The following is a 13,438-nucleotide window of genomic DNA, read 5'->3' on the forward strand; positions in this document are numbered from 1 at the left end:
TATGGAGAACATGAACCAATATATTAAACTGCTTCCGGCATTGGCATTGGGAATGACCATGGGCTCATGTGTGGATGATGCTATATTGCCTTTTGCCGTAGAGAAGCCGACAAGTATTGCTCAATATGAGTATTTGAACAACTACGATGTGTTGAAGTCGTATGTAGATCGTGCCAAAAATCCCAACTTTAAGTTGGGATTGGCTGCGAGTGTAAGTGATTTTGTCCAAAAAGGCGTAGTTTACGAAGCTGTGACGACTAATTTTGATGAAATGACAGCTGGTAATGCCATGAAGTACGCTTCTGTGGTAGCCGATGATGGTACAATGAATTTTTCAACGGTATCTAATTTCGTAGAGACGGCAAAAGCTGCTGGAATCACTATTTACGGTCATACTTTAGGATGGCATGCACAGCAGAATATGACTTATTTGAACGGATTGATTGCGGATAAGGAAATCGAATTTGATCCGGGAGATATGGAGGAGGTGCAGGATGCATATTTCGATTATTCGACATATACTGATTATCCCTTCTATGTGATGGGATATACGCCGGAGTTTGTGGATGGTTGTATGGTAAGCCATTACCCAGGTGAATGGTATCAGTATTTTGTTGCCGACCAGATTCCTACGGCTGTAGGGCAGAATTATAAACTTACGGTTTGTATTCAAGGCTCGGCTCCTGGCTCTCTCAATGCACAGTTTGGTAACTGGGGGAATCTATTGGAACAGACTGTATCCTTTAATGAAGAGTGGCAGGAAGTTTCAGTGGAATTTGCAAATTGTCCGGTTGAATCAAGCTTTGTGGTTTTTCAGCCTGGAACATTTGAGGGGGACGTGAAAATCAAGTGGTTGAAAGTTACACATACTGTAGCACCTTCTATCGGTAAGGAAGTGCCTGTAATTGAACATGATTATTCCGATGGAGAACCCATATCTGGTTGGGGTGCGGATTTGAGCATCTCAGTGGTAGATGGTGCGTGTGTGATTGAGAATCCTTCTGCCGCCCAGAGCTGGGAAAAACAGTTGTGCTATGAACAGACGACTCCGTTTGAGAATGGAAAGACTTATTTCTTGAGATTAAAAGTCAAAGGAACAAAAGATGGGGCTATTACAGCAGGTTTCCAGAATCCTAACGGATATGTAGGTTGTGGTGATTTCCCGGCCTTTGCCGTTACTACAGATTGGCAGGAAGTAAAAGTATCCACCACTTGTACAGGTGATAATGCCACTCGTCTGCTGTTTAATGTAGGCGATTATGAAGGGACTTTGTATTTTGATGATGTTTGTTTGTATTATGAAGAAAAGACAAATGTAATTGAAATGACTCCTGAAGAGAAGAAGGACACCCTTACCTGGGCATTGCAAAATTGGGTGAAAGGTATGATGGAAGCTACTGGCGGTTATGTGACTGCTTGGGACTTGGCAAATGAAACAGTATCCGGAGCAGACAATGACGGTGATGGTATTTATGATTTGCAGTCATCTGCCAATGGTGACCCTTCAACAAACTTCTATTGGACAGACTACTTGGGCGATATTGATTATGTACGTATTCTGGAATCAAGTGCCCGTAAGTATTTCAAAGAATATGGAGGTGACCCGTCTCAATTGAAATTGTTCATTAACGATTTCAACTTGGAGTCTTGGTGGGATGGAAACCAGAAGGCGAAAAGTTTGGTGGAATGGATTAAGAGATGGGAATCTGATGGTGTGACCAAGATTGACGGTATTGCAACTCAGATGCATGTAAGCTACATTTTGAACGAAGCCGACCAGAAGGCTCAGGAAGATGCGATTGTCAATATGTTTAAGATTTTGGCAGAGAGCGGCAAGCTCGTCAAAATCTCAGAATTGGATATGGGTATCGTAGACAAGGCATTTGGTACGGCAATCAAGACTGAGAATGTGACGTATGAACAGCAGCTGAAGATGTCAGAGTTCTATCAGTTCATTATCAGTAAATACTTTGAGATTATTCCTGTAGAACAGCAATATGGTATCACTCAGTGGTGCGCAACAGACAGTCCTGCAGATTCTGGTTGGAGACCGGGAGAGCCTACAGGCTTATGGGACAGTAGCTATAAACGTAAACCGACTTATGCCGGATTTGCCAATGGTCTGGCCGGTAAGGTTGTGGCAGAACCTTCTGAAGAATTGAGTCAGGGTGAGTAATAGATACTATCAAGTATTTGATTAAGTGATGAATTCACAAGGATAATCAAAGTTAGATATAAAGAGTTCTCTTATTCTTGTATTTGCTGCAGGCAAAATAGGGAATAAGAGAACTTTTTTTTAATGTTGCATCTTTAAATCTGTTTATATGAAAATGGTTTGTCTGTGTGGTTCAATGTTGATTTCCACTCACAGACGACCGAATTGTTTTTGCCATGAAAATATGTAGTGTAATTTGTTTATTGTTTGCAGTGTGTGTCGATGTGCTGTCTGCAAATCGGTTTGTGACCTTTCAGAGAGAAAATAATTCATTTCCTTTGGTATGCAATGAAACGGCGGTGAATATACTCATTGATGAAAAGGACCAGAAAGGAATCAGTCTTGCGGTAGAGAATTTGCAGGGCGATTTTAATGCTGTATTTGGACTTAAACCGCATTTGCTGACTGAAGCTTCTGGAGGTAACTGCATTATAATAGGTAGCTTGAATTCATGTTATATTCAGCAGCTAGTCAAAAAGAAGAAACTGGATGACAAAGAATTGCAGGGTAAAAATGAAAAATACATTCTCACTACGGTTGAGAAGCCTCTGGAGGGGATTGAAAAGGCACTGGTGATAGCAGGAAGTGACCGTCGTGGAACAATCTATGGTATTTATGAGTTGTCCAAACAGATAGGGGTGTCCCCCTGGTATTGGTGGATGGATGTACCGGTAGTAAAGCGGACGGAGGCTTATGTGTTGCCGGGTATGTTTACTGACGGAGAGCCTGCCGTTAAATATCGGGGGATTTTTCTGAATGATGAGGCTCCGTGTCTGACGAGCTGGGTAAAGCAGTATTTTGGAACGGATTTTGGCAATCATCATTTCTATGCACAAGTTTGTGAGTTGATTCTCCGTTTGAAAGGTAATTTTTTGTGGCCTGCAATGTGGGGATGGGCTTTTTATGTGGACGACCCACTAAATAGCAAAACGGCCGATGAGATGGGGGTTATTATCGGCACGTCACATCATGAGCCTATGGCACGGAATCATCAGGAGTGGGCACGTAAGCGTAAAGAATATGGTGCCTGGAATTATGCTACAAACAAGGAGGTGTTGGATAATTTTTTTCGTGAAGGAATTGAAAGAGTCAAAGGTACTGAGGATGTGATAACGATTGGTATGCGTGGAGATGGAGACGAAGCCATGAGTGAGGACACTAATGTGAAGTTAATGGAATCGATTGTAGAAAATCAGCGTAAGATTATAAAGGATGTGACAGGCAAATCTGCGGATAAGACTCCTCAGGTGTGGGCTCTCTACAAAGAAGTGCTGGATTATTATGATAAAGGAATGCGGGTACCTGATGACGTAATTATGCTTTTGTGTGACGACAATTGGGGAAATGTACGCCGTTTGCCTGATGAGAAAGAACGCAAGCATCCCGGAGGTTGGGGAATGTATTATCATGTGGATTATGTGGGAGCACCCCGTAATTCAAAGTGGATGAATATGACGCCGATACAGGGGATGTGGGAACAGCTTCATTTGACGTATGAGTATGGAGTGGATAAACTTTGGATTCTGAATGTGGGAGATTTGAAACCTATGGAATATCCTATCACTTTGTTTATGGATATGGCATGGAATCCTCAAGGTTATACAGTAGATAATTTTATGAAGCATCCTCATGAATTTTGTGCACAAGTCTTTGGAGAAGCACAAGCGGAGGAGGCAGCCAGAATACTGAATTTATATAGTAAATATAATGGACGCGTGACAGCGGAAATGTTGGATTGCAAGACTTATAATCTGGAAACAGGAGAATGGAAACGGGTGGCAGACGATTATGCACGGTTGGAGGTGGAAGCGTTGCGCCAATATCTGTCTCTGTCTCCTGAATACAGAGATGCCTATAAGCAGTTGTTGTTGTTTCCCGTACAAGCTATGTCAAATTTATATGAAATGTATTATGCGCAAGCCATGAACCATAAGCTTTATGCAGACGGTAATCCTGAAGCCAATGTCTGGGCAGATAAGGTAGAAGCTTGTTTTGCTCGTGACAAAGCCTTGAGTGAGGACTATAATCATATTATGAGTAAAGGGAAATGGGAGGGAATGATGACCCAGAAGCATATAGGTTATACATCATGGAATGATGACTTCCCAGCCGATAAGTTGCCGGAAATCTTTAGGTTGCCGGCTGTGGAAAGGAACGCAGGCGGGTATGTTTTTACGGAGAAGGATGGATACGTGGCAATCGAAGCGGAACACTTCTTTGAAAAAAAATCGTCTGAAGGGATGGATTGGAAGGTCATTCCTGATATGGGGCGCACGTTGAGTGGTGTAACTTTAATGCCCTATACTAAGCCGGTGAAGGGGGCTACACTTTCTTATAAGATGACTTTGTCAGAGAAAATGAAGCAACTTAAACAGGTTCGTGTGATTGTGGTAGTTAAGTCAACCCTTGCTTTTCAGGACGTAAAAGGGCATAAGTATTCTGTGGGTTTTAGAGGTGGAAACAAGGTAACGGTCAATTTTAATCGTGATTTGAATGAGTTGCCGGAGAATATTTATGATAAATTTTATCCTACGGTTGCAAGGCGTGTCGTAGAAAAAGAAGTAATTCTGGAATTACCTGCATCGAATGGAAACACTTTTATCCTCGATTTTTCTCCTTTAAATCCGGCAATTGTGTTTGAAAAGATTGTGATTGATGGTGGAGGGTATGAGAACTCTTATTTGTATATGAATGAATCTTCTTGTAAGAGAGTAAAATAGTTATTTTATATGAGACATTTATTTTTTATCTTATTATTGGGAATTTGTGGAACTCTTTGTTCGCAGAGTGATGTGGGGAAACAACGCTTGATTGTCACGACGGATTTGGGTGGGGCTGATCCTGATGACAAACAGTCGCTGATACATCTTTTGGTATGTGCCGACAGGGTTGATTTAGAGGGTATTATCAGTTCGAATGCTTGGGTGGATGATCCGGACCGGACCTCGGACATTATGGAAGTGATAGATTGTTATTCGGCTATTTATCCGTCTTTGAAGAGGCATTCAAAGGGATTTCCTGATGTAAATTATTTGAGGTCGATTGTAAAAAGAGGGCAGGAAAAGTCGAATATGTCGGGAGTTGGCGAGGGAAAGGACTCTCCGGGATCTGAATTGATTATTGCTGCGGTGGATAAAAAAGATGATTCCCGGCCTGTATGGCTTGCAGCATGGAGTGGAATGAATACAATCGCACAGGCTATCTGGAAAGTCCATGCGACAAGAAGTCCGGAAGAATTCCAAAAATTTGCAGCTAAAATCAGGATTTATGATGTGCTGGGGCAGGATGATGCAGGTGCGTGGATTGCCAAGTCTTTTCCTGAGATTTACTATATACGGAACAAAGAGATTTATGGATGGGGACCTTCTGACGAATGGATAAAAGAAAATGTGCAGTCCAAGAAACCTTTTGGAACGTGTTATCCGGATAGAATCTGGGCTTCAGAAGGTGATTCTCCTTCTTTCTTATATGTGTATGCCAATGGGTTGAATGTGCCGGACAGCCTTACTTATGGAGGGTGGGGAGGCCGGTTTAATGCGGAACGTACAGCCGGCATAAGAGGGATGGACTTTATTGAAAAATCAGGGAAGAATGAGGGGATGTATGACCCTTATTTTATGCATGCCAGTTCGAAAGAAGGTATTGCCGCCATTAATAAATGGCGACAGCATATATTGAATGATTTCACTGCCAGAATGAATTGGACAACTACTGACAAGTTTTCGGAGGCAAATCATCATCCTGTGGCTGTAATAGAGAATGATTCTACTTTTAATTGCCTTAATCGGGTGGTTAAAGCAGGGAGTTTGTGGGTATTTGATGCAACTTCTTCGTATGATCCTGATGGAAATGAACTGAACTATAGATGGTTTGTTTATAAAGAACCGAGTTCCTATAAAGGAGAGGTACAATTGAATGTGGATGAGCAGGGCATTTGCCGTTTGCGCATGCCTAAGGAAGCTTCCGGCAAAAATATTCATTTGATTCTCGAATTATCAGATAGTGGAGTGCCACAGCTTACAAGTTATCGTAGAATTGTGATTCATGTGAAATGATGTCCATAAAAAAAGAGGCTGTCAAAGCCTCTTTTTTTATGGGTCATAAGGCGGTGGAAATCCTTAGATCCTGTCGTGTTACTAAATTGTGTCTATTATAGCGCTTCCGCATCATTGGATGTGGTGGCATATAATCCAATCATGGCACCTGTAAATCCTCCGGCTACGTTGGTCGAGAGGATGTCTCCGGACACAGTTCCTCCTACGGTCTGATAATTGTCATCTTTTACGGAATAGCTGAATGTATAGTTGTCGCCTTCAGCGTTCACCCGCAGGCTGACAGGAGTATCCTTTTCAATCTTTTCACTGGCGAGCGTGGAAGAGTTTCCGTTTTCAGTCCGTTGCAGTACGATGTAGTTTGCTTCCCCTTTCTTGGTCAGCCCGAATACGTAGTTGAACTTCTCACTTTGGTAGCAGGCTATTCCGGCAAGATCTTTTTCAGTGCGAGGAACATATTTCAGGGTCGTAGTGACGGTGAAATTAATGTGCTGCTGGCGATAGAACAGAGTGGAAGTGGGAGCCACAGCCTTGATATTGGTTTCATAAGGTGTTATTTTCAGTCCTTCTGCCGTGGTAGAAATGAATCCTTCTTTAGCTCCTCTTACTCCTACCCAGCGATAATCGAGTGGACTCTGTGTGAATGTCTCTGTGTATGTGAAGTTTCCATTAGGGAAATATCCGTTCTTTCCCGTTTCGTTTTTCACACCTTTGGGCAGAGTCAGTTTAGGCTGGATAGGCTCCAGGCCACCTTTAAACACGGGGAAAGTACCACTCCAGTCGACAGGCAGCATGAACGTCTCCCGTCCGGTATTTACTCGGTTGGCTTCATTGGGTCGGATAGCCAGGAAAACACCGTAGTATTGTCCGTCAGGGCCTTCCACCAAATCGGCATGACCAGCCCAATCTACCTTGAACGGGCGTTCTGCAGGAAGATGTCTCTGTGAAAGAATCGGATTTTCAGGAGCCGGTTTGAACGGTCCTTGAGGATTGTCGCTGATGAAGATGACTTCGCTGTGCCAGCCACCTGTTCCTCCTTCTGCGCACATGAGGTAGTATTTCCCGTCTTTTTTATAAAGGTGGGGAGCTTCTATCCAGATGGGCTTCTGAGATAAATCTACTCCTCCGTTCACTACGACTTTGTCTGTACCAGGGATTATCTGGTCTTTTTCCACGTCATACTCCCACACTTTGATTACTCTGTGTCCTTCGTATAACGGCTTTTCAGGTGCATCGTTATGTGTGACGTATGCTTTACCGTTGTCATCAAAGAAAATATCCGGATCGATACCTTCGAAATTCAGCTTGATTGGGTCGCCCCATCCTTTCATGGGGTCTTTAGTCTTTACAATCATGTTTCCCATACCTCCTGAGAATTGGGTCGTAATCATATAGAAGGTATCGTTGTAGGGATTGTATCGTATGGTGGGGGCGTAAATGCCGGCGCTGATACCGGAATCTTCTACTTTGAGTTGTGAGGGACGGTCGAGCACATGTCCAATCTGCTTCCAGTTGACCAAATCGGTGGAGTGGAAAATGGGCACTCCGGGGTTGATGGCAAAAGAAGAGCATACCAGGTAATAGTCGGTACCTTTTTTGCAGATACTGGGGTCAGGATAGCAGCCCTGTAGTATCGGATTATAGAATTCGCCTTCGTTGAGTGGATTTTTTTCGTACACCGCATCTTTTCCTGTGTAGGTGAACTGACCGAAAACCGGGACTCCAGGTTCAGGCATAGTCACCTTGTTGCTACAGGAGGCGGCCAGAAGACCTAATGTCCCTAGTGTAAGTAGTTTAAATTGATTTTTCATGATAAATAATTAATTGTAAATAATTGAATGATTGTGTGGTTAAATGAAGTGTAATCTTTCTGGATGCAAATGTACGTGTTTTGTATGGGGAGGATGTGACGGTATGTTGCAGATTTCTTATTGTATGTTACGATGTGGCTGGTATTGCAGGATGAGGCTGTGGTTTTTATAAATATCTGTAAAACAAAACAATATAAGGAAAAATGTAATCTGAGAATAGGTAAAATGTACGCTTTGTAAATGGAATAGGTGCTGTGTGTAACATAAACAAAAAGACTGGTAACGTAAAATCTTGTAATTTTTCTATGTGTGAAGTATTTTTGTGTAGATTAAAATTTATGTCTATGAATAAACATGTTTTTATTGTTATTTTGTCAGTTTTAGGCTTGATGCCTGTCTCATTGTTTTCACGTAGCAGGGTAGTGAATGATACGATTTTTAGTAAGAAATTGAATGCGGAAAGAGTCTGTTCCATTTATCTGCCTCCTTCATACGGTGAAGTTCCGGGAAAGAAATATCCGGTACTTTATCTTTTCCATGGCATGTCGCAGACCAATCAGGATTGGGTGTGGCGCGGACATGTGCAGGAAGTGGCCGACCGTTTGATTTATGCACAGGAGGCCAGTGAGATGATTATTGTGATGCCGGACGCAGGCGGTGATATTTACAAGGAAGTCTGGAACGGCTTTTTTAACATGCCGGGCTGGCTTTATGAGGATTTCTTTTTTGAAGAATTCTTGCCTCATGTGGAAAGTAAATACAATATAATCGGTGATAAGGAAAATCGTGCTGTAGCCGGGTTGTCTATGGGAGGTGGCGGGGCCACAGGTTATGGCTTGTGGCATGCAGATAAGTTTGCTTCTGTTTATGCCATGAGTGCGCTGATGTCTATTCCGGAAGAAGGGGCGGCTCGTTTTGAAAATCCAAACAGCAAATTGGCTATATTAACCCGTGCCGTGATAGACCGCAGTTGCATAAAACGTGTGGCAGAGGCGGAGGAAAATACGGTTCAGGCATTAAAATCGGTGAGATGGTTCATTGACTGTGGAGATGATGATTTTTTGCTTGATCGGAATATTGAGTTCTTTCAGGCTATGCGTAAGGCAGGTATCCCCTGTCAGTTCAGAGTTAGAGACGGTGGGCACGACTGGGAATATTGGCATTCTGCTTTGTATATGTGTCTGCCTTTTGTGTCAAGGACTTTTGATAAATAATGAGTTACGATAGGTATCTATGAGAAAAGTTCTGTGTGTATGTGTGCTTCTGATAGCTTCTGTCTTGGGGTTAATCGCTGCAGAGACGGAGGATTTGAAATTGTGGTATTCGGCTCCGGCACGTAACTGGTGGGAAGCATTGCCTGTAGGTAATTCTCATATAGGAGGAATGGTGTTTGGAGGAGTTGCACATGAAGAAATTCAGCTGAATGAAGAAACCTTTTGGGCGGGTGGTCCGTACAGTAATAACCGGGAAGGGGCATCTGCTTATCTGAATGAGGTGAGAAAACTGATTTTTGAAGGGAAAAACTCAGAGGCCAGGAGTTTGCTGGATGCAAAGTTCATGACTTCTCAGCATGGAATGCGTTACCTGACTTTGGGTAGTCTGCGGATGGATTTTGATTGCGAAGGAGAGGTGGATGCTTATTCTCGTGACTTGAATTTGGAGGATGCGACGGCTTCTGTCCGTTTCCGTTGTGGTGGAGTGGAATATACCCGTCGGGTGTTTACTTCCTTTGCCGATAATGTCATGGTGATTGAACTGGCTGCGGGTGAGGGAAGTAAAAATTTGGGAGTTGATTTGAGATATGCTTGTCCACTGACTTCAGAAGTGAAAAATGAAGGGGAATACCTTGTCATGTACTGTAATGGTGCGGAGCATGAAGGCATTCCGGCTGCGCTTCATGCGGTGGTGATGATGCGTGTAAAGTCGGATGGAAAAGTGGTATGCAAGGATGGACGTCTTTCTGTGAAGGATGCATCGTCGGCTACCATCTTTCTGAGTGCGGCAACTAATTTCGTCAATTATCAGGATGTATCGGGAGATGCATACGCCAAAGCGCGTCGTGCCATCGAAGGAGCTTGGGACAAACCGAATAAAGTATTGTATAAGGAACATAAGGAAACTTACTCCGAGCAGTTCGGAAGGGTGGACCTGAGTTTGCCTTCTTCTGAATTTTCGAAAAGGGAAACAGACATACGTATCAATGAATTCAATAAGGTAGAAGATTGTTCGCTGGCTGCATTGATGTTTCAGTATGGGCGTTATCTGTTGATATCGTCCTCTCAGCCAGGTAGCCAGCCGGCAAATCTACAGGGTATATGGAACAAGGATTTGTATGCACCTTGGGACAGCAAATACACCATCAACATCAATGCGGAGATGAACTACTGGCCGGCAGAAGTGACCAACCTGTCGGAGACGCATCATCCGTTCTTCGAGATGGCACGTGACCTTTCTGTAACGGGAAGGGAAACAGCTCGTGTGTTGTATGGGGCCAAAGGATGGGTAGCTCACCATAATACGGATATTTGGAGGGCGGCCGGACCGGTGGATTTTGCAGATGCAGGTATGTGGCCCAATGGAGGAGCATGGGTAGCTCAGCATCTTTGGCAGCATTATCTGTATTCCGGTGACAAGGATTTTCTGCGGGAGTATTATCCGGTGTTGAAGGGTACGGCCGATTTTCTTTTGTCGTTCATGACCAAGCACCCCCGTTATGGTTGGATGGTGACGGCTCCTTCTGTTTCTCCAGAGCATGGACCGAACGGGGTATCCATCGTGGCAGGATGTACGATGGACAACCAGATTGCTTTTGATGCATTGAGCAATACGCTGCGTGCGGCACGGATATTGGAGGAAAGCCAGGCATATTGTGACTCTCTTCAGCACTTGATAAACCAGTTGCCTCCAATGCAGATTGGACGGTACAATCAGTTGCAGGAGTGGTTGGAGGATGTGGATGATCCGAAAGACCAGCATCGGCATATCTCTCATCTGTATGGTTTGTATCCGAGCAATCAGGTATCTCCTTATCGAAGTCCGGAATTGTTCCAGGCTGCCAAAAATACCTTGATACAGAGAGGAGATATGGCAACCGGGTGGAGTATTGGCTGGAAGATTAATTTCTGGGCGCGCATGCTGGATGGCAATCATGCATATCGAATCATCCGGAATATGCTTTCTTTGTTGCCGTGCGACAGTCTGGCTGGAAAATATCCTTTGGGACGTACGTATCCGAATATGCTGGATGCGCATCCGCCTTTTCAGATAGACGGGAACTTCGGCTTTACGGCTGGAGTGGCTGAGATGCTTTTGCAGAGTCATGACGGGGCTGTACATTTGCTGCCGGCCATACCCAATGAGTGGCAGGAGGGAAGTGTAAAAGGTTTGGTGGCCCGAGGAGGCTTCGTGGTGGATATGGACTGGAAGAATACGAATCTCACGCAGGCGGTAGTCTATTCCCGTATTGGAGGAGTGATTCGTTTACGGTCTTATGTTCCTCTGAAAGGAAAAGGCTTGAAGGAAGCTTCGGGTGATTGTCCGAATGACTTGTTGAGGCAGGCAGAAATTTCTGCGCCACTGATTTCGGAGAAACTGATACAACCGGAAAAACCTGAATTGAGGAAGGTGTATGAATACGATTTGAAGACGAAGCCGGGAAAGCGGTATGTAGTTTACGCAAAATAGAATTTGAACGAATCATTTGTAAAAGTATATATAATCATGAAAAAACACTTTTTGTTAGCTTGTCTGTTAATGGCTATGGGAGGTATATGGGCCGGTCCGGCCAATGCGCAATGTGGAGATAACGGGGATGGAACGTTTTCTAATCCGGTATTCTGGGCAGATGTGCCCGACCCGGATGTCATACGTGTGGGGGATGACTTCTACATGGTGAGTACGACCATGCATCTGGTTCCCGGAGCGCCCATCATGCATTCAAAGGATCTGGTGAATTGGGAGATTGTCAGTTACCTGTACGACCGGCTGGATGACAAACCTAATTATGACTTGAAGGAGGGGACAGTTTACGGACGAGGACAGTGGGCTACTTCCTTGCGTTACCATGATGGAATGTATTATGCGTATTTCTCTCCGAATGACACTCCTTACAAAGGATATGTATATACGACTTCCGATCCGAAAAAGGGATGGACCTTGTTGTCGCGAATTCCTCACTTTCATGACGCATCGTTGTTTTTTGATGATGACGGGAAGGCCTATATCTTTTATGGAACCGGACAGCTGCGTGAGTTGAAGCCTGATTTGAGCGGTGTCATGCCGGGTGGGGTCGATATGAAGATATTCGAAAGAGATAAGGAGGAAAATGCCTTGCTGGAAGGTAGTAGGGTGATTAAACACGATGGAAAGTATTATTTGCTGATGATTTCATGGCCTCAGGGAGGCAATCGCCGGCAGGTATGCTATCGGGCGGATAAGATAACCGGACCTTATGAGAAAAAGGTGATATTGGAAGATGCGTTTGCAGGTTTTCCGTATGTGGCACAAGGTACGATTGTGGATGACGGAAAAGGGAACTGGTATGGTGTTATTTTCCAGGATCGGAATGGGGTAGGTCGCGTGTTGACCGTGATGCCTTGCCGTTGGGTGGACGGCTGGCCAATGCTGGGTGACGAAAACGGACATGTGCCGGCGACGATGAACAAACCTGTACAGGGATATTCTTCCGAAGGGCTGGTAGTCAGCGATGATTTTAGTGGAAACAAGTTGAAATTGAACTGGCAGTGGAATCACAATCCGATGAATGATTGCTGGTCATTGACTGAACGTAAAGGATATTTGCGTTTGAAAACCGGACGGGTGGTTGATAATTTGTTTGTGGCTCCCAATACGTTGACTCAGCGCATGGAAGGGCCGGAATGTTCGGGAGTTGTTTGCATGGAACTTTCAGGCATGAAGGATGGAGATGTAGCCGGACTGAGTGCCTTTAATGGAGATGCGGGTATCTTGTCCGTGACTTGTGAAGGGAACCGGAAATACTTGACCATGAAGACGGAAAGTGTCCGGCTGGATGACACGAACAAGGCAGTGACAGGTCTCGACCGAAACGTGATGCAGACTGTCGACTTGACGTCGGATGTGATATACCTTCGTCTGGATGGAGATTTCAGGTTGAACAAGGACATGGCCTGCTTCTATTATAGTTACGATAATAGGGACTGGAAGAAAATCGGTTCTGATTTCAAAATGATTTTTGACTATCGTCGTTTCTTTATGGGAACCAAATTTGCCTTGTTTAATTATGCAACAAAGACTCTGGGAGGTTTTGTGGATATAGATTTCTTCGATTATAAACACATTAAGAAGTAATTGTGGATTTGGAATTTTATGAAGGTTGGAAT

At 44.0% G+C, this 13,438-nt stretch carries 7 protein-coding genes; 6 read left to right on the forward strand and 1 reads right to left on the reverse strand.

The window, feature by feature from the left end; all coding sequences use genetic code 11:
* Positions 1–10: 10 nt before the first annotated feature.
* The 3 genes from OIM59_RS03105 to OIM59_RS03115 all read left to right on the forward strand — a co-directional run bounded on the left by OIM59_RS03105 (position 11) and on the right by OIM59_RS03115 (position 6,270).
* Complete coding sequence (locus tag OIM59_RS03105; RefSeq protein WP_299173935.1) at positions 11–2,176, forward strand: endo-1,4-beta-xylanase; 2,166 nt, start codon at positions 11–13, stop codon at positions 2,174–2,176.
* Positions 2,177–2,391: 215 nt separating this feature from the next.
* Complete coding sequence (locus OIM59_RS03110; protein ID WP_299173933.1) at positions 2,392–4,935, forward strand: glycosyl hydrolase 115 family protein; 2,544 nt, start codon at positions 2,392–2,394, stop codon at positions 4,933–4,935.
* 9 nt (positions 4,936–4,944) lie between these two features.
* Positions 4,945–6,270: a nucleoside hydrolase-like domain-containing protein gene (locus tag OIM59_RS03115; RefSeq protein WP_299173930.1), complete on the forward strand. Its 1,326-nt coding sequence runs from the start codon at positions 4,945–4,947 to the stop codon at positions 6,268–6,270.
* Between the two features lie 95 nt (positions 6,271–6,365).
* Here the strand turns inward: OIM59_RS03115 and OIM59_RS03120 are convergent, their stop codons facing one another.
* The gene (locus tag OIM59_RS03120; RefSeq protein ID WP_299174412.1) at positions 6,366–8,003 is read right to left on the reverse strand and encodes a glycoside hydrolase family 43 protein; all 1,638 of its coding nucleotides are present in this window, start codon (positions 8,001–8,003) and stop codon (positions 6,366–6,368) included.
* A gap of 419 nt (positions 8,004–8,422) precedes the next feature.
* On the opposite strand from OIM59_RS03120, the gene OIM59_RS03125 reads away from it, so the two are divergent.
* The 3 genes from OIM59_RS03125 to OIM59_RS03135 all read left to right on the forward strand — a co-directional run bounded on the left by OIM59_RS03125 (position 8,423) and on the right by OIM59_RS03135 (position 13,406).
* Positions 8,423–9,292 (forward strand): esterase family protein, encoded by an 870-nt coding sequence (locus tag OIM59_RS03125; RefSeq protein WP_299173928.1) that lies wholly within the window; start codon positions 8,423–8,425, stop codon positions 9,290–9,292.
* 19 nt (positions 9,293–9,311) lie between these two features.
* Positions 9,312–11,762, forward strand: coding sequence for a glycoside hydrolase family 95 protein (locus OIM59_RS03130; RefSeq protein ID WP_299173926.1), 2,451 nt, complete (start codon positions 9,312–9,314; stop codon positions 11,760–11,762).
* A 75-nt stretch (positions 11,763–11,837) separates the two neighbouring features.
* Positions 11,838–13,406, forward strand: a complete 1,569-nt coding sequence (locus OIM59_RS03135) for a glycoside hydrolase 43 family protein (protein WP_299174410.1) — start codon at positions 11,838–11,840, stop codon at positions 13,404–13,406.
* The last annotated feature ends 32 nt before the right edge of the window (positions 13,407–13,438 follow it).

This window comes from Bacteroides mediterraneensis (assembly GCF_025993685.1).
Lineage (GTDB): Bacteria > Bacteroidota > Bacteroidia > Bacteroidales > Bacteroidaceae > Phocaeicola > Phocaeicola mediterraneensis_A.

Coding starts and splice junctions, on each gene's coding strand:
- OIM59_RS03110 (WP_299173933.1), top strand. CDS start 2,392: ATGAAAATATGTAGTGTAATTTGTTTATTGTTTGCAGTGTGTGTCGAT.
- OIM59_RS03115 (WP_299173930.1), top strand. CDS start 4,945: ATGAGACATTTATTTTTTATCTTATTATTGGGAATTTGTGGAACTCTT.
- OIM59_RS03130 (WP_299173926.1), top strand. CDS start 9,312: ATGAGAAAAGTTCTGTGTGTATGTGTGCTTCTGATAGCTTCTGTCTTG.
- OIM59_RS03105 (WP_299173935.1), top strand. CDS start 11: ATGAACCAATATATTAAACTGCTTCCGGCATTGGCATTGGGAATGACC.
- OIM59_RS03135 (WP_299174410.1), top strand. CDS start 11,838: ATGGGAGGTATATGGGCCGGTCCGGCCAATGCGCAATGTGGAGATAAC.
- OIM59_RS03120 (WP_299174412.1), bottom strand. CDS start 8,003: ATGCCTGAACCTGGAGTCCCGGTTTTCGGTCAGTTCACCTACACAGGA.
- OIM59_RS03125 (WP_299173928.1), top strand. CDS start 8,423: ATGAATAAACATGTTTTTATTGTTATTTTGTCAGTTTTAGGCTTGATG.